The organism is Pseudomonas fragi (genome assembly GCF_025426255.1).
GTDB classification, from domain to species: Bacteria; Pseudomonadota; Gammaproteobacteria; order Pseudomonadales; family Pseudomonadaceae; genus Aquipseudomonas; species Aquipseudomonas kulmbachensis.
This window is the reverse complement of the sequence record NZ_CP104861.1, coordinates 4,315,591-4,327,864: the sequence shown is the minus strand read 5'-3', so window position 1 is coordinate 4,327,864 and position 12,274 is coordinate 4,315,591. Positions and strand designations below refer to the sequence as shown.

Genomic DNA, 12,274 nt, shown 5'->3' with positions numbered 1-12,274 from the left:
AGTAATTTTCAGGCCCGTGGGTTCAGCACTCAAAGATGCTGATGCGGGGGCCAAGACGGAGTGAGTATGAGCGAGTTGTTGACCTCAGTCAGCGAACACCTGTTGGCACCGGGCGGTGTCACCATCGAAAGTCTGCAAAGCGTATTGGGTGACCTGGCCGGGCCAGGTATCGATGCGGCAGACCTGTATTTTCAGGGCCAGATTTCCGAGTCTTGGGCACTTGAAGACGGCATCGTCAAAGAAGGCAGCTTCAATCTCGATCAGGGTGTAGGCGTGCGCGCCCAGTCTGGCGAGAAAACCGGTTTTGCCTACAGCAACGCGATCACCCTGGAAGCCCTGGGGCTGGCTGCTCGTGCTGCTCGTTCCATCTCCCGCGCTGGTCAAAACGGCACGGTGCAGGCATTCACCACCCAGGACGTGGCCCAGCTGTATGGCCCGGATAACCCGCTGGAAGTCATCAGCCGCGCTGAAAAGGTCGAACTGCTCAAGCGTATTGATGCCGCTACCCGCGCCCTCGATCCGCGTATTCAGCAAGTCACCGTGAGCATGGCCGGGGTCTGGGAACGGATTCTGGTGGCCTCCACTGACGGTGGCCTGGCGGCAGATATTCGTCCTCTGGTGCGTTTCAATGTCAGCGTCATCGTCGAGCAAAATGGTCGTCGCGAACGCGGCGGGCATGGCGGTGGCGGGCGTACCGATTACCGCTATTTCCTCACCGACGACCGTGCCATGGGTTATGCCCGTGAGGCACTGCGTCAGGCGCTGGTCAACCTTGAAGCCGTACCGGCACCCGCAGGCACCATGCCTGTAGTCCTTGGTTCTGGTTGGTCTGGTGTGTTGCTGCACGAAGCCGTGGGCCACGGTCTGGAAGGGGACTTCAACCGCAAGGGCAGTTCGGCCTACAGCGGCCGCATGGGTGAAATGGTTGCCTCCAAGCTGTGCACCATTGTCGATGACGGCACCCTGGCCGGTCGCCGTGGCTCGCTCAGCGTCGATGACGAAGGCACCCCGACCGAGTGCACTACTCTGATCGAAAACGGCGTGCTCAAGGGCTATATGCAAGACAAACTCAATGCTCGCCTGATGGGTGTGGCCCGCACCGGCAATGGCCGTCGCGAGTCCTACGCGCATCTGCCAATGCCGCGCATGACCAACACCTACATGCTGGGTGGTGAAAGTGACCCGGCCGAAATTATTGCCTCGGTGAAAAAGGGCATCTACTGCGCCAATCTGGGCGGCGGTCAGGTCGACATCACCAGCGGCAAGTTCGTGTTCTCCACCAGCGAGGCGTACATGATCGAAGACGGTAAAATCACTTACCCGATCAAAGGCGCAACCCTGATTGGCAACGGGCCGGAAGCGATGAGCAAGGTGTCGATGGTCGGTAACGATCTGTCGCTGGATAGCGGCGTGGGGACATGCGGCAAGGACGGACAGTCGGTGCCGGTAGGCGTTGGGCAGCCAACCCTGAAGATTGACGCGATTACTGTTGGCGGTACGGGCGGTTGATGGAAGTTTCCGGGAAGGCTGCCAGGCAACCCTCCCGGATACGAGGCTTAACGCAGACCGCGTTGAGACTCGTCCAACCCACGAATGTACTTGAACAATTTGCGGCTTGAAGCCGGTGCCTTGTTCTGAGCCAGTTCGTGTTTGGCCTGACGTATGACCGAGCGCATTTGCTGGCGATCAGCTTCAGGGAACTCGGCAACAAACTTTTCCAGTACTGCGTCATCACCTTCGATCAGGCGATCACGCCAGCGCTCGAGGTTGTGAAAACGTTCGTTGTACTGGCGAGAAGAGGCATCGACTTGATCGATCAAAGCAAGAATTTCATCAAGCGGTTGATCGCGCATCAGTTTGCCGATGAACATCATATGGCGCTTGCGCGCAATATTGGCCGTGTGTTTTGGAGCATCTGCCAGAGCCTTTCGCATTGCGTCAGTCAGGGGCATTTTGTTCAGCAAGTCAGGCTTGAGTGTCGTGAGACGCTCGCCCAGATCAACCAGAGCATGAAGCTCGCGTTTGACCTGCGATTTGCTTTTTTCGCCGTCGAAGGCGTCGTCGTAAGAATCAACCATGGTGGCAGTCCGCAAAGAAACGCCGCCATGATAACCAGTCGGGGGCCGCTTGTCCGGCCCGGTCGCTCGGCGGCCCTGCCGAAAACAGAATTTGAGTGGAGAAAACCATGAGTGCAGTACAAAGCGTCGGCCCGCAGGCCTTGTCGGCACTGCAAGAGCAGGTAGAGCAAATCATCGCCGAAGCCAAGCGTCAGGGCGCCAGTGCCTGTGAAGTAGCTGTGTCGCTGGAGCAGGGCCTGTCGACCTCGGTACGTCAGCGCGAAGTCGAAACCGTTGAGTTCAACCGCGATCAGGGTTTTGGCATCACTCTTTACGTGGGGCAGCGCAAAGGTTCGGCCAGCACTTCGGCCACCGGCCCGGATGCGATCCGCGAAACCGTCGCCGCGGCGTTGGCGATTGCCCAGCACACCTCCGAAGATGAAAGCTCGGGTTTGGCTGATGCCAGCCTGATGGCTCGAGACCTGAAAGATTTCGATGTGTTCCACACCTGGGACATTACCCCTGAGCAAGCCATCGAAAAGGCCCTGGCCTGTGAAGCCGCAGCGTTCGAGGCCGACAGCCGGATCAAGAACGCCGATGGCACCACGCTAAGCACGCATCAGGGTTGCCGCGTATACGGCAACAGCAACGGCTTTATCGGTGGTTCGGCTTCGACCCGTCATAGCCTGAGCTGCGTGATGATCGCCGAAGGCGATGGCCAGATGCAGCGCGACTACTGGTATGACGTCAATTGCCAGGGTGAGCTGCTGATGGACGCCGCAACCATTGGCCAGCGCGCTGCAGAGCGCGCCGCTCGCCGCCTGGGTTCACGCCCGGTGCCGACCTGCGAAGTGCCGGTCCTGTTCTCGGCCGAGTTGGCCGGTGGCTTGTTCGGCAGCTTCCTGGGCGCAATCTCGGGCGGCAACCTGTACCGCAAGTCATCGTTCCTGCTGGATACCATGGGCCAGCAGATTTTCCCTGAATGGCTGACCCTGGATGAGCGTCCGCATTTGATGCGCGCCATGGGCAGTTCGTCGTTCGATAACGATGGTTTGGCCACTTACGCCAAACCGTTTATCAAAGATGGCGAATTGGTGTCCTACATCCTCAGCACCTACTCCGGGCGCAAGCTGGGCATGCCAAGCACCGCCAACGCGGGCGGCGTGCACAACCTGTTCGTGACCCATGGCGATGAGGATCAGGCCGCATTGATCCGGCGCATGGGCCGCGGCCTGTTTGTCACTGAACTGATGGGCAGCGGCTTGAACATGGTCACCGGCGACTACTCCCGTGGCGCGGCGGGCTTCTGGGTCGAAAACGGCGAAATCCAGTTCCCGGTGCAAGAAGTGACGATTGCCGGCAACATGCGCGACATGTTCAAACAGATCGTGGCCGTGGGCAACGATCTGGAACTGCGCAGCAACATCCGCACCGGCTCGGTGCTGATCGAACGCATGATGGTGGCGGGTAGCTAAGCGCGAGTCATATGGGGCTTGCGCCGTACTCTGTAGCCGCTGAGGAGCTCCGCGAGGCTGCGTCCGGCTGCGCAGCAGCCGTAAACCATACAACCTGGGTATATCAGAGTTTTAACCATTGCCGGGTTTACGAGGACTCTGTCCTCGGACGCAGCCTCGTTCTACTCGTCAGCTGCTACAGATCGCAATCGTTGCAAAAACACCGTAGCCGCAGCGAGGCTGCGATGGGTTGCGCAGCATTTGAAGGGCCTTCGGCCCTTTTCGCAGCTTCGTACCTCGACAGCGGCTACAGGTTTTACTGCGCCGCTAGTCATAGTTGAGCGATAGCGGGATGGAGTAGCTGCCTATCCCCGTCGTACCATCGCGTCACTGCTCAGATTACGCACCATGACACTGGCTTCTTTTTTATTTCCTTCAAATACTGCTCTGGTTGAATTGAGCGTAATTGAGGCCTCTGCTTGACTGTACAGAAACACGGTAAACAGAACGGCGACTATGTTCAAACTTTGAAATAACATATTAATAGTCTCGGTGCGCGTGTGAAAGTTAAGGAAAGGCAGAGGTCTTTCTTTGTTGTTACTTAGTCGTAAATAAACGTAAAACCATGCTTGCATTGGCAGCGCCAGCCGCCAGTGATATGCCGCTTTTGATATATGCGGCGCACAGATCTATTTTTGCAGTGGCCGCACCCGTGCCATTAACCGTGGGTGGTGTAGTTAGACGATTACCAACATCAATATTAAAAATCGTGTTGTTGTCCATCAGCAACCTCTAAGGGTGTAGGAAGCTGCAGTGGGTACTGAGTGAATACGAGGGAGATGATAGGTTTCTGGCTGCAGTACGGATGTGGGATGAGACCCTATTACTTGTAAGGATTTTCCTAATACTTCTATGGCCAGCAGTAGCACCACCGGCGGAGTGAGATTTTTCTCAGGCAATAAAAAGACCGCGATCAATGATCGCGGCCTTGCGGATCCGGGAGCAGGGCTCTAAGCCATCATCAGGCTTGTTTTGATAATCAATATCGCTTAATAATGAATCTCATTATCGAGTGAGCTTGGGTCATGAGTTCAGCCTTGCGTGAAGGGCCGTATCTAGAAAGCTGGCGTTGGATGAGCCGCCAGATCCGTTGCGGGCTGGCGCCGAACGAGCCACGCCTGATCGAGCATTATCTGGCTGAAGGCCGCTATCTTGCGGGCTGCACGGCGACCTCGCCGTGGATGATTGCCGTAACTACCTTCCGGCTGCTGCTGGACACCGCAACCGATACCGCGCTGCCGTGGCACTGGCGCACTCAGTGTCTGGACCACGCGTGGCGCCCGCTGCGCGACCTCGAAACCCAAGCCCTATGTAACTGCCGACTCAAGCGCTGGCAAAGCTGTGCCTGGCAGTTGGCGACCTGCGAGCTCGAGCCTTCAATTTCTTTAACAGAACTGGTGCAAGGATTTCCTGATGAGTAACACTCGTATCGAACGTGACAGCATGGGCGAATTGCACGTACCTGAGGCGGCGCTCTATGGCGCACAAACCCAGCGTGCAGTCGACAACTTCCCCATCAGCCATCAACGCATGCCAGCGCAATTCATTCGCGCACTGATTCTGGCCAAGGCCGCAGCCGCCCAAGCCAACATTGAACTCAAGCAAATCAGCGCTGCCCAGGGCGAGGCCATAGTCGAGGCCGCCCAGATTCTGCTGACCGGTGACTTTATGGAGCACTTCCCGGTGGATATTTTCCAGACCGGATCGGGCACCAGTTCCAACATGAATGCCAATGAAGTGATCGCAACCCTTGCCACGCGGCTGCTGGGTGAGCCGGTTAACCCCAACGATCACGTCAACTGCGGGCAAAGCAGCAACGACATTATCCCGACCACCATCCATGTCAGCGCGGCTCTAGGCTTGCACGAGCAACTGCTGCCCGCGTTGACGCATCTGGTGCAGGTTATCGAGCACAAAGCCGAGCAGGTTCATCAGTACGTCAAAACCGGCCGTACGCACTTGATGGATGCCATGCCCGTGCGCATGAGCCAGGTGCTCAACGGCTGGGCGCAACAGCTCAGGGCTAATATCGAACATTTGCACAATCTGCAGCCTGCGCTGCAATCGCTGGCGCAGGGCGGTACGGCGGTGGGCACCGGGATTAACGCGCACCCGCAGTTTGCCGCTTTGTTCAGTCAGCAGCTCACGGCCCTGACCCAGGTGAAATTCACTCCGGGCAAAGATCTGTTTGCCTTGATTGGCTCGCAGGACACGGCCGTGTCGGTGTCGGGGCAACTCAAGGCCACTGCGGTTTCGCTGATGAAAATTGCTAACGACCTGCGCTGGATGAACTCAGGTCCCTTGGCAGGCCTGGGTGAGATCGAGCTTGAGGCCTTGCAGCCGGGCTCTTCGATCATGCCGGGCAAGGTCAACCCGGTGATTCCGGAAGCCACGGCAATGGTCGCAGCTCAAGTGATCGGCAACGACACGGTGATCACCATCGCGGGGCAGTCCGGCAACTTTGAACTGAACGTGATGTTGCCGGTAATTGCCCAGAACCTGCTGAGCAGCATCGAGCTGCTGGCCAATTCCAGCCGCCTGTTGGCCGACAAGGCCATCGCCAGTTTCAAGGTCAACGAGGGCAAGCTTAAAGAAGCGCTGGCGCGTAATCCGATTCTGGTGACGGCCCTGAACCCGATCATTGGTTATCAGAAGGCTGCCGAAATCGCCAAGACCGCCTATCAACAAGGCCGCCCGGTGATTGATGTGGCCCTCGAATACACCGACCTGCCACGCAGCCAGCTTGAGGTCTTGCTCGACCCCGAGAAGTTGACTGCAGGCGGCGTTTAACGCATCGACACTGCTTTGGAGGCTCACATGGAACACTGGAAACGCACGATCGAAAGAGCCAATCGCTGTTTCGCCGAGGGCGAGCTGGTCGATGCGCGGGAGCATTACTTGCAGGCGCTGGCGCTGGCACAAGTTCTGTTCGAGCGCTGGAGTGATGCCGACGAAGCAGTAGCGGCTTGTGTCATTTCGCACCACAACCTGGCGGATCTGCACCTGCGGCTCAACCAGCCGGAGGAGAGCGTCGAGTACCTCTGCGCGATCCACCAGCGTTTATTGCAAACCATGCAGAACGCTCGCCTGTCGTCGGCCTTGCGTGAAGCAGCGTTGCGTCAGAGCAGTAAAACCTATGTTGAGCTTTTGAACTTTATCAGTGAGCACGGTGAGTACCCGCGCTCCAATCTTTTACTCAAAAGCAACCTGGCTCAGAGCAGCCATGAATATTCGACAGTTAGCGGCCATCACTTGGGAGCACATTGATATGACTTACACCTTGCCTGCCTTGCCTTATGCCTACGACGCGCTCGAGCCGCACATTGATGCGCAAACCATGGAAATCCACTACACCAAGCATCACCAGACCTATATCAACAACCTGAATGCGGCGGTGGAGGGCACGGAGTGGGCCCAGTGGCCTGTGGAAAAACTGGTGGCCAGTGTTAATCAGTTGCCCGAAAAGCTGCGGGCAGCGGTGATTAACCAAGGTGGCGGGCATGCCAACCATTCGCTGTTCTGGGAAGTTATGAGTCCTCAAGGCGGTGGCAAGCCCGAAGGTGAGTTGGCCAAGGCGATTGATCAGCAACTGGGCGGGCTGGAGACCTTCAAGGAGAACTTCACCAAGGCAGCGCTGACACGTTTTGGTAGTGGCTGGGCCTGGCTGAGTGTGACCCCGCAAAAAACACTGGTGATCGAGAGCAGTGGTAACCAGGACAGTCCGTTGATGAATGGCAATACGCCGATTCTCGGGCTGGACGTATGGGAGCACGCCTATTACCTGCGCTATCAAAACCGTCGCCCGGAATACATCAATGCGTTTTACAACGTAATTAATTGGCCTGAAGTGGCGCGTCGCTATCAAGCAGCGATTGGCTGAGCCCACTCAAAAGGATTCAGGCGGATTATGGGCACGCAAATATTGGCGGTAGGTGGCGTGCGGATGTTTCGCTATGCCCTCGGCACGCTCTTGCTACTGGCGGGCACAGCCTTGCTGGTAGCCAAGGGTTTGGTCTGGCTGGATCTGGAGCCGAAACTGTTGCGGGCGCTGCAGGGCGGTTCGCTCTGTGCGCTGGGCACTGCATTGGGTGCGGTGCCGGTATTGGTCATTCGTAAAATGCCGGTGGCGGTCAGCGATACCTTACTTGGCTTTGGTGCCGGGGTGATGTTGGCGGCCACGGCCTTTTCGCTGATTGTGCCGGGGATTGCTGCCGCTCAAGGCCTGGGGTTGTCGCCCTGGTCTTCCAGCGGGCTGATCAGTCTGGGCATCATGCTGGGCGCTTTCTGCCTGTTTCTGGTGGATCGCAAGGTCTCGGGTGTCGGGCCGGAGGTGTTCGCCAGCCGCCCAGGCGAGCCGGTTATTGCACCGCGGATCTGGTTGTTTGTGATTGCGATTGTGGCGCACAACATTCCCGAAGGCATGGCGGTCGGGGTGTCGGCGGGGGGCGGTATGCCTGATGCCGATAGCCTGGCGATGGGCATAGCCTTGCAGGATGTGCCTGAAGGGCTGGTGATTGCCTTGGTGCTGGCAGGGGCGGGCATGTCGCGGGTCAAGGCGTTCCTGATTGGCGCAGCCTCCGGTCTGGTTGAGCCGGTGTTCGCGGTGCTCTGCGCTTGGCTGGTCAATCTGGCTGAGGTGTTGTTACCGTTGGGGCTGGCATTGGCGGCAGGGGCGATGCTGTTGGTGGTCACGCAAGAGGTGATCCCGGAGTCGCGGCGCAATGGTCACGAAAAACTGGCGAGCCTGGGGTTGTGTGTTGGCTTTTGCCTGATGATGGTGATGGATACGGCGCTTGGGGCGTAGTCGCAGCCTTCGTTCCTCGCCGGCGACAAGGCGAGCAAAACTCCTGTAGCAGTTGACGAGTAGAACGAGGCTACGTTCGGCTGCGAAGCAGCCGTAAAACCATTCAGCCTTGGTGTTTCAGATAAATCGCGTATACCGGGTTTACGACGATTGCATCGCCGAACGCAGCCTCGTGGAGCTCGTCAGCTGCTACGAGCAATTGCGTCGCTTTGCTCACTCACCCTCATCAAAGAAGTTGTTGATCAGTTTGGCCAGTGCATCCAGAGCTTCCTGCTCCTGCTCACCTTCGGTCATCAGGTGGATGGTGGTTCCCTTGCCCGCAGCGAGCATCATCATGGCCATGATGCTTTTGCCATCTACCATTGATTCAGGAGTACGACCCGCCCGGATCTGACATGGGAACTGCCCTGCGATACCGACGAACTTTGCTGATGCCCGGGCGTGCAAGCCCAGTTTGTTGATGATTTCAATTTCCAGTACAGGCATCGCGGGGTAGATCCTTCAAGTAAGGTCGCGGTGGCGAACCTGGACGTTCTTCAGAGTTTCTTGCAGGCATTTGCCCAAGCGTTCGGTCAGGTACACCGAGCGGTGATGCCCGCCTGTGCAGCCAATACCAATCGTTACATAGGCACGATTACTGGCAGCAAAGCGCGGTAGCCACTTCAACAGGTAACTGGAGATATCCTGGAACATCTCTTCGACATCGGGTTGTGCTGCCAGATAGTCGGCAACCGGTTGGTCGAGTCCCGATTGCTCGCGCAGCTCGGGTTTCCAGTACGGGTTAGGCAGGCAACGTACGTCAAAGACCAGATCAGCATCCACTGGCATCCCGCGCTTGAAGCCAAACGACTCAACCAAAAAGGCGGTGCCGGCTTCAGGCTTGTTCAGCAGGCGCAACTTGATGGTGTCACGCAACTGATACAAGTTCAGATTGGTGGTGTTGATGGTCAGGTCTGCGAGGTCAACAATTGGCCCGAGCAGTTGGGTTTCGTCTCGAATAGCTTCGGCAAGTGAGCGGCTTGCGCTGCTGAGCGGGTGACGTCGACGTGTTTCCGAGAAGCGCTTGAGCAAGGTTTCTTCGTCGGCGTCCAGGTACAGAACATCGCACTGGATATGCCGATTACGAACCTCTTCAAGCAGTTGGGGGAAACGTGACAAGTGGCTCGGCAGGTTTCGCGCATCGATCGATACGGCCACCAGCGGCTGCGCCAATTCGGTGTGAATCAGCGCACGCTCGGCCAGTTCCGGCAGCAAGCCGGCTGGCAGGTTGTCGATGCAGTAGAAGCCGTTATCTTCAAGGACGGCGAGGGCTGTACTTTTACCGGAGCCGGAGCGTCCGCTGACAATTACTAAGCGCATGATTAATGACCGTTCTGTACGTCCAGAACAACCTGATACAACGCTTCGTTGCTGGATGCGTTACGCAGTCTTTCGCGAACGTCTTTACGATCGAGCATGCTGGCAATCTGCCGGAGCAGTTCCAGGTGTGCATCGGTTGCCGCTTCTGGCACCAGCAAAACGAACAGCAGGTCGACCGGCGCGCCATCGATGGCGTCGAAATCTATAGGGGCGTCGAGGTGAAGCAAGGCGCTGACTGGCGACTCACAGCCCTTGAGGCGGCAGTGGGGTATGGCGATGCCGTTACCAAAACCGGTAGAACCCAGTTTTTCACGGGCGATAAGGCTCTCAAAAACATCCTGCATTTCGAGACCAGGCACTTCGCGGCTGATCAGGTTGGCAATGTGTTCGAGTGCGCGCTTTTTACTGCCGCCCGGCGCGTTCACCAAGGAACGGCCGGGGGTCAGGATACTTTCAAGTCGGATCATGGGTAGGGAGTATTAACGACCGGTCGCGCCCTGGAGCAGGCTTTGGGTCTTTTCCTTATGCTTTTTCAGTTGGCGATCAAGCTTGTCAGTGAGCAGATCAATGGCGGCATACATGTCGTCATGCTCGGCGTTGGCAACGACTTCTCCTCCATGGATGTGCAAGGTGGCTTCGATCTTCTGTTTAAGTTTTTCGACCGCCATCGTTACCTGTACGTTGGTAATCTTGTCGAAGTGACGCTCCAGTCGGTCGAGTTTTTCGCCGATGTAAGCGCGTAGCGGTTCGGTGACTTCCAGTTGGTGTCCACTGATGTTGACTTGCATACAGTTTCTCCTTTGATGCCATTGCATAAAGCGGCAGGCCGAGCAGCCTGCCACTGAAACGCTGGGGTCCGTGGCTTACATCAACCGCTTACGTTCGCTTGAAGGCGCTATCCCTAGGGATTCGCGGTACTTGGCGACGGTGCGACGGGCTACCTGAATACCTTGTGCCTCCAGTAAACCAGCGATCTTGCTGTCACTCAACGGCTTTTTCTGATTTTCAGCCGCAACCAGTTTTTTGATGATGGCACGGATCGCGGTGGAGGAGCATTCGCCGCCTTCGGAGGTGCTGACGTGGCTGGAGAAAAAGTACTTAAGCTCATAAATACCGCGGGGGGTATGCATGAATTTCTGCGTAGTTACTCGCGAAATCGTTGATTCGTGCATGCCGACAGCTTCTGCGATGTCATGCAGTACCAACGGCTTCATGGCCTCGTCGCCATATTCCAGAAAGCCGCGCTGATGCTCGACGATTTGGGTAGCCACTTTCATCAGGGTTTCGTTGCGGCTTTGCAGGCTTTTGATGAACCAGCGTGCTTCCTGCAACTGGTTGCGCATAAAGGTGTTGTCGGCACTGGTATCGGCGCGGCGCACGAAACCCGCGTATTGCGGGTTGACCCGCAAGCGTGGCACTGACTCTTGATTGAGTTCTACCAGCCAGCGTTCGTTGTCCTTGCGTACGATCACGTCAGGTACGACGTACTCGGCTTCGCTGGACTCGATTTGCGAGCCAGGGCGCGGGTTGAGGCTTTGCACCAGCTCAATGACCTGGCGCAGCTCGTCTTCCTTGAGCTTCATGCGGCGCATGAGTTGGCTGTAGTCGCGCGCGCCCAGCAGATCGATGTAGTCAGTGACCAGGCGTTTGGCTTCGTTCAGCCAGGGTGTCTTGGCCGGGAGCTGACGCAATTGCAGCAGCAGGCACTCGCCCAGGTTGCGCGCACCGATGCCAGATGGCTCGAATTGCTGAATGCGGTGCAGAACGGCTTCGATTTCATCGAGCTCAATGTCCAGTTCCGGATCGAACGCTTCGAGAATTTCCTCGAGGGTTTCGTCCAGGTAGCCCTGGTTGTTGATGCAGTCGATAAGGGTCACGCCGATCAGTCGGTCGGTGTCAGACATCGGTGCCAGGTTCAATTGCCACAGCAGGTGGCTTTGCAGGCTTTCGCCAGCAGAGGTGCGGGTGGTGAAGTCCCACTCGTCATCGTCGTTGCTTGGCAGGCTGCTGGCGCTGGTCTGGTAGATGTCTTCCCAGGCGGTATCGACTGGCAGTTCATTGGGAATGCGGTCGTTCCAGTCGCCTTCGTCCAGGTTATCTACAGTTTGCGCAGATTCCTGGTAAGTCGGTTCCTGAACGTCGGTATTGGGTTTTTGCTCGATGTTGTCGGCCAGGGGGTCTGCATTGTCGAAGTCGTCGCCTTCTTCCTGGCGTTCGAGCATCGGATTGGACTCCAGGGCTTCCTGGATTTCCTGTTGCAGGTCGAGGGTCGACAATTGGAGCAGGCGGATGGCCTGTTGCAGCTGAGGTGTCATCGTCAGCTGCTGGCCCATTCTCAAGACTAGCGATGGTTTCATGGCAGGGGCTTAACACCTTATTCGCCGGCGCACATGGCGCCATCCACTACAGGGCGCGTGAGCGCCAAACATAAGCAAATTATATGCCTGAAACCGATGCGTTTGCCTAGGGGGTGCTCAGATTAGTTTTTTGCTTGCGCAACTAATCGAGAGCGCTCCCCATCGAGCGCCTGGATAATAAAA

Annotated in this window: 14 protein-coding genes; 7 read left to right on the top strand and 7 right to left on the bottom strand. The window is 57.2% G+C overall.

From position 1 onward, the window contains the following. The first annotated feature begins 66 nt into the window (after window positions 1-66). Window positions 67-1,509 carry a metalloprotease TldD gene (gene tldD, locus N7D90_RS20125; protein ID WP_261739638.1) on the top strand — a complete coding sequence of 481 codons (1,443 nt, stop codon included), beginning with the start codon at window positions 67-69 and terminating at the stop codon, window positions 1,507-1,509. Window positions 1,510-1,556: 47 nt separating this feature from the next. On the opposite strand, the gene yjgA is transcribed toward tldD, so the two are convergent. Continuing rightward, window positions 1,557-2,078 (bottom strand): ribosome biogenesis factor YjgA, encoded by a 522-nt coding sequence (gene yjgA / locus N7D90_RS20120; protein ID WP_261739637.1) that lies wholly within the window; start codon window positions 2,076-2,078, stop codon window positions 1,557-1,559. 107 nt (window positions 2,079-2,185) lie between these two features. Between yjgA and pmbA the strand changes: the two genes are divergently transcribed. Beyond that, the gene (pmbA, locus tag N7D90_RS20115; protein WP_261739636.1) at window positions 2,186-3,532 is read left to right on the top strand and encodes a metalloprotease PmbA; all 1,347 of its coding nucleotides are present in this window, start codon (window positions 2,186-2,188) and stop codon (window positions 3,530-3,532) included. A 576-nt stretch (window positions 3,533-4,108) separates the two neighbouring features. On the opposite strand, the gene N7D90_RS20110 is transcribed toward pmbA, so the two are convergent. Then, window positions 4,109-4,294, bottom strand: a complete 186-nt coding sequence (locus N7D90_RS20110; RefSeq protein WP_261739635.1) for a hypothetical protein — start codon at window positions 4,292-4,294, stop codon at window positions 4,109-4,111. A 302-nt stretch (window positions 4,295-4,596) separates the two neighbouring features. Between N7D90_RS20110 and N7D90_RS20105 the strand changes: the two genes are divergently transcribed. From N7D90_RS20105 to N7D90_RS20085, 5 genes are read left to right on the top strand one after another with little or no spacing between them, the layout of a single operon-like run. After that, the gene (locus N7D90_RS20105; RefSeq protein WP_261739634.1) at window positions 4,597-4,992 is read left to right on the top strand and encodes a FagA protein; all 396 of its coding nucleotides are present in this window, start codon (window positions 4,597-4,599) and stop codon (window positions 4,990-4,992) included. Next, window positions 4,985-6,361 carry a class II fumarate hydratase gene (locus N7D90_RS20100; protein ID WP_261739633.1) on the top strand — a complete coding sequence of 459 codons (1,377 nt, stop codon included), beginning with the start codon at window positions 4,985-4,987 and terminating at the stop codon, window positions 6,359-6,361. The genes N7D90_RS20105 and N7D90_RS20100 overlap by 8 nt, the downstream gene beginning before the upstream one ends. 27 nt (window positions 6,362-6,388) lie before the next feature. After that, window positions 6,389-6,838 carry a DUF2753 domain-containing protein gene (locus tag N7D90_RS20095; RefSeq protein ID WP_261739632.1) on the top strand — a complete coding sequence of 150 codons (450 nt, stop codon included), beginning with the start codon at window positions 6,389-6,391 and terminating at the stop codon, window positions 6,836-6,838. Between the two features lies 1 nt (window position 6,839). Then, window positions 6,840-7,451: a superoxide dismutase gene (locus tag N7D90_RS20090; protein ID WP_261739631.1), complete on the top strand. Its 612-nt coding sequence runs from the start codon at window positions 6,840-6,842 to the stop codon at window positions 7,449-7,451. Window positions 7,452-7,478: 27 nt separating this feature from the next. After that, window positions 7,479-8,375, top strand: a complete 897-nt coding sequence (locus tag N7D90_RS20085; RefSeq protein WP_261739630.1) for a ZIP family metal transporter — start codon at window positions 7,479-7,481, stop codon at window positions 8,373-8,375. Window positions 8,376-8,588: 213 nt separating this feature from the next. On the opposite strand, the gene N7D90_RS20080 is transcribed toward N7D90_RS20085, so the two are convergent. From N7D90_RS20080 to N7D90_RS20060, 5 genes are all read right to left on the bottom strand, one after another. Further along, window positions 8,589-8,861, bottom strand: a complete 273-nt coding sequence (locus tag N7D90_RS20080; RefSeq protein WP_261739629.1) for an HPr family phosphocarrier protein — start codon at window positions 8,859-8,861, stop codon at window positions 8,589-8,591. Window positions 8,862-8,876: 15 nt separating this feature from the next. Further along, the gene (gene rapZ / locus N7D90_RS20075; RefSeq protein ID WP_261739628.1) at window positions 8,877-9,734 is read right to left on the bottom strand and encodes an RNase adapter RapZ; all 858 of its coding nucleotides are present in this window, start codon (window positions 9,732-9,734) and stop codon (window positions 8,877-8,879) included. A 2-nt stretch (window positions 9,735-9,736) separates the two neighbouring features. Next, entirely contained in the window at window positions 9,737-10,201 is a 465-nt protein-coding gene (gene ptsN, locus N7D90_RS20070; RefSeq protein ID WP_261739627.1) for a PTS IIA-like nitrogen regulatory protein PtsN, read from the bottom strand. Window positions 10,202-10,213: 12 nt separating this feature from the next. Beyond that, on the bottom strand, window positions 10,214-10,522 hold the full coding sequence (hpf, locus tag N7D90_RS20065) for a ribosome hibernation-promoting factor, HPF/YfiA family (protein ID WP_016781796.1): 309 nt from the start codon (window positions 10,520-10,522) through the stop codon (window positions 10,214-10,216). Between the two features lie 75 nt (window positions 10,523-10,597). Further along, entirely contained in the window at window positions 10,598-12,091 is a 1,494-nt protein-coding gene (locus N7D90_RS20060; protein WP_261739626.1) for an RNA polymerase factor sigma-54, read from the bottom strand. Between the last annotated feature and the right edge of the window lie 183 nt (window positions 12,092-12,274).

Bases quoted from the DNA above. Each gene is read 5' to 3' on its own strand.
- ptsN (WP_261739627.1), bottom strand. From the start codon at position 10,201: ATGATCCGACTTGAAAGTATCCTGACCCCCGGCCGTTCCTTGGTGAAC.
- hpf (WP_016781796.1), bottom strand. From the start codon at position 10,522: ATGCAAGTCAACATCAGTGGACACCAACTGGAAGTCACCGAACCGCTA.
- N7D90_RS20110 (WP_261739635.1), bottom strand. From the start codon at position 4,294: ATGGACAACAACACGATTTTTAATATTGATGTTGGTAATCGTCTAACT.
- yjgA (WP_261739637.1), bottom strand. From the start codon at position 2,078: ATGGTTGATTCTTACGACGACGCCTTCGACGGCGAAAAAAGCAAATCG.
- N7D90_RS20105 (WP_261739634.1), top strand. From the start codon at position 4,597: ATGAGTTCAGCCTTGCGTGAAGGGCCGTATCTAGAAAGCTGGCGTTGG.
- tldD (WP_261739638.1), top strand. From the start codon at position 67: ATGAGCGAGTTGTTGACCTCAGTCAGCGAACACCTGTTGGCACCGGGC.
- N7D90_RS20095 (WP_261739632.1), top strand. From the start codon at position 6,389: ATGGAACACTGGAAACGCACGATCGAAAGAGCCAATCGCTGTTTCGCC.
- rapZ (WP_261739628.1), bottom strand. From the start codon at position 9,734: ATGCGCTTAGTAATTGTCAGCGGACGCTCCGGCTCCGGTAAAAGTACA.
- N7D90_RS20100 (WP_261739633.1), top strand. From the start codon at position 4,985: ATGAGTAACACTCGTATCGAACGTGACAGCATGGGCGAATTGCACGTA.
- N7D90_RS20060 (WP_261739626.1), bottom strand. From the start codon at position 12,091: ATGAAACCATCGCTAGTCTTGAGAATGGGCCAGCAGCTGACGATGACA.
- pmbA (WP_261739636.1), top strand. From the start codon at position 2,186: ATGAGTGCAGTACAAAGCGTCGGCCCGCAGGCCTTGTCGGCACTGCAA.
- N7D90_RS20090 (WP_261739631.1), top strand. From the start codon at position 6,840: ATGACTTACACCTTGCCTGCCTTGCCTTATGCCTACGACGCGCTCGAG.
- N7D90_RS20080 (WP_261739629.1), bottom strand. From the start codon at position 8,861: ATGCCTGTACTGGAAATTGAAATCATCAACAAACTGGGCTTGCACGCC.
- N7D90_RS20085 (WP_261739630.1), top strand. From the start codon at position 7,479: ATGGGCACGCAAATATTGGCGGTAGGTGGCGTGCGGATGTTTCGCTAT.